Here is a 2,742-nt window from a genome sequence, read left to right as displayed (position 1 = left end):
GATTTGGCTACCGCTGCCCATCGGGAGGAACGGGAAAAGAAAAAGTCCGTCATGGAGCAGCTGAAAAGCCAGCCCAAGGCAGAACACAAAAAGATAGCGCCAAAAAAGAGTGCGGAAAGGGAGATTTGATATGGGAAACTTTACTTTTGAGGAAATGAACCTGATGTGCATTTACAATACCGGCAGCCGCACCGGACTGATCGACAGCCTGCGTGAGATGCGCGGCGAGCTGGCCCCGGAGGAAACCGAGCTGCGGGAGTTGACAGACAGCGCACTGGGCAAGCTCCAGGCCATGAGTGATGCCGAGTTTGCCGAGCTGGAGTTGTATCCGGATTTTGACCAGTAAACACCATAATCGCAGGGATGGGGTGGCAATATGCCACCCCACCTTTTTACCCCAAAACTGAAAGGAGGACAGAACACTATGCCAACCAAAGCTGAACTATATGCACAGATGGCGGAGAAGGTAACAACGCAGCTCACGGGGAGCTGGCAGGAATGGGCAGGGTTTCTCACCACTGCTTCCCGCCTTTACAAGTACCCGTTCCATGACCAGTTGATGATCTACGCCCAGCGTCCGGACGCCACCGCCTGTGCAGAGTACGATTTGTGGAATGAAAAGATGGGCCGGTATGTAAGGCGCGGCTCCAAGGGAATTGCTCTGGTGGACGATTCCGGGGACAGGCCCCGCCTGCGCTATGTTTTTGATATTTCCGACACCGGAACCCGTGAACATTCCCGCACTCCCTGGCTGTGGCAGCTGGAGGAGCGCCATTTGGATTCGGTGCAGGCCATGCTTGAGCGCACCTATGATGTTTCCGGTGATGACCTTGCCGGACAGCTCACCGAGGTAGCCGGAAAACTGGCTGAGGAATACTGGACGGAGCATCAGCAGGACTTCTTCTATATCGTTGACGGTTCCTTTTTGGAGGAATATGATGAGTTTAACATCGGAGTACAGTTCAAGGCAGCAGCCACCGTCAGCATCACTTACGCTTTGATGTCCCGCTGCGGACTGGAGCCGGAACGCTACTTCGACCACGAAGATTTCATGGCGATCTTTGATTTCAACACCCCGTTCACCATCGGGGCGCTGGGAACAGCGGTCAGCCAGATCAACCAGCAGGTGCTGCGGCAGATCGGCGTTACCGTCCGAAATGCAGAGCGCGAAGCCAACCAAGAAAGGAGCAAACAAGATGAACAATCCCATGACCTATATCCAGAACGGAGACTATCTGATTCCCGACCTGAAGCTGAGCCAGCAGCCGGAGAAACCCCTGGGCAAGTACGGAAGGATGAGGAAAACCTACCTGAAGGAACACCGTCCCATCCTCTACAACCAGATGCTGCTGAGCGAGAAGCTGTACCCGCACCTTCTGGAGATCGACGAGACCGCCCAGAGCAGACTGGAGCAGATGATGCCCCAGCTGGCGAAGGAAGCGGGAGCCACCGAGGAACTGAAAGCCAGCGATCCCATGAAGTGGGTGGGGCTGATGAACACCTGCAAAGCCCAGGCCGAGGAAATCCTGATGGCGGAGCTTATCAACAGCTGACTCTAAACCTGTTCCTCTCCGAAGCGGAACAGATCCAATCCATAGATGAAGCAGAGAATGTAGCGCATACATCCTCTGCTTTTTCTTTTGCCCAAAATGACATTGACCATGTGCTGCGTTTGGGAGGCAATACAGACCGTCAGAGGGAGCGTGTGGTTGCAGCCTTTGAAAAGCAGAAAACCACCGCTGAGATTGCCGAGATACTGAAAACGCTGTACCACGGTGGCAACGGCCTTGGCAGTGTGAGTGCATGGTATGCCGAGGATGGTATCCATCTTTCCCACGGGAAGTCTGTCCGTTATGACAGGTCTGCCCAGGTCATTTCTTGGGAGCGCGCCGCAGAGCGTATCGGGGAGCTTTTGGAAAGTGGTCAGTTTGCCTCCAATGTGGAGCTTGCAGAAGCGGCAGGCTATGAACGCTCCCTCCTCTCGGAAAAGCTCTGGCATCTGTATCACGATCTCAGTGAGGACGCCAGAAAAGCCGGATATTTGTCCTGCCTGTCAGAGATCAAAGGCAATGGATTCCCAGAGGAGACCCGCCGTCTGACGGAGCAGCTGAGTGAACCGGCTTTCCGCCAGACCCTCAAGGAAGAATACGCTGCCTTCTGGACTGCCTATCAGCAGGACCGTGACCTGTTGCGTTTTCACTATCATAGACCGAGGGAGATCTGGGAGAACCTGAAGGACCTTGACCTGCCCCGCAGGACCTTTTCTTCAGAGCTTTCCCAAGTGCCAACCGTCCAGCACTTTATTACCGAAGATGAGATCGACGCCGCCATGACCGGCGGAAGCAGTTTCGCCGGAGGAAAAGGCCGTATCTATGCGTTCTTCATGGAAAACCATACGGATAAGGAAAAAGTGAGATTCCTTAAAGACGAGTATGGCATTGGCGGACGCTCTCATGCCCTGTCCGGCGCAACACACAGCGGCGAAGATCACGATGGGAAAGGACTGCACTATAAAAAGCAGGACTGCCCGGATGTTCACTTGAACTGGGAAAAGGTTGCCAAGCGCATTACCTCACTTGTCCAGAAAGACCGCTATCTTACCGAACAGGAACAGGCGCAGTATGACAAAATCCAGGCTGAAAAGGAACTGGCAGAAGAAGATGCCATTCAAGCACAGCAGCCGGAGGTGGAGAAAGAAACGCCAAAGCCTACCCTTGGGGAGCAGTTTGAGCAGTATAAGCC

3 protein-coding genes and 1 pseudogene are annotated in these 2,742 nt (G+C 54.1%); 3 read left to right on the top strand and 1 reads right to left on the bottom strand.

The features are described from left to right. Positions 1 to 130 precede the first annotated feature (130 nt). On the top strand, positions 131 to 346 hold the full coding sequence (locus ACT8X9_RS13250; RefSeq protein ID WP_002576226.1) for a transposon-transfer assisting family protein: 216 nt from the start codon (positions 131 to 133) through the stop codon (positions 344 to 346). A 96-nt stretch (positions 347 to 442) separates the two neighbouring features. Here ACT8X9_RS13250 and ACT8X9_RS13245 read toward each other — a convergent pair whose 3' ends face one another. After that, on the bottom strand, positions 443 to 1,210 hold the full coding sequence (locus tag ACT8X9_RS13245) for a hypothetical protein (protein WP_444269307.1): 768 nt from the start codon (positions 1,208 to 1,210) through the stop codon (positions 443 to 445). Between ACT8X9_RS13245 and ACT8X9_RS13240 the strand changes: the two genes are divergently transcribed. Together ACT8X9_RS13240 and ACT8X9_RS13235 are read left to right on the top strand one after the other, a co-directional pair. Then, positions 1,197 to 1,553: a TnpV protein gene (locus tag ACT8X9_RS13240; protein WP_081016879.1), complete on the top strand. Its 357-nt coding sequence runs from the start codon at positions 1,197 to 1,199 to the stop codon at positions 1,551 to 1,553. The genes ACT8X9_RS13245 and ACT8X9_RS13240 overlap by 14 nt on opposite strands. Beyond that, a pseudogene (locus ACT8X9_RS13235) lies at positions 1,481 to 2,742 on the top strand (SNF2-related protein); the annotation flags it as partial. The gene ACT8X9_RS13240 and the pseudogene ACT8X9_RS13235, both read left to right, overlap by 73 nt.

Source organism: Faecalibacterium sp. (genome assembly GCF_052358865.1).
In the GTDB taxonomy this organism is placed as follows: domain Bacteria; phylum Bacillota; class Clostridia; order Oscillospirales; family Ruminococcaceae; genus Faecalibacterium; species Faecalibacterium butyricigenerans.
Note: the sequence above shows the minus strand (reverse complement) of the source record. Positions and strands in the feature narration are given on the sequence as shown.

Excerpts from the sequence above, each read along its gene's own strand:
- ACT8X9_RS13250 (WP_002576226.1), top strand. The coding sequence starts at position 131 with ATGGGAAACTTTACTTTTGAGGAAATGAACCTGATGTGCATTTACAAT.
- ACT8X9_RS13240 (WP_081016879.1), top strand. The coding sequence starts at position 1,197 with ATGAACAATCCCATGACCTATATCCAGAACGGAGACTATCTGATTCCC.
- ACT8X9_RS13245 (WP_444269307.1), bottom strand. The coding sequence starts at position 1,210 with ATGGGATTGTTCATCTTGTTTGCTCCTTTCTTGGTTGGCTTCGCGCTC.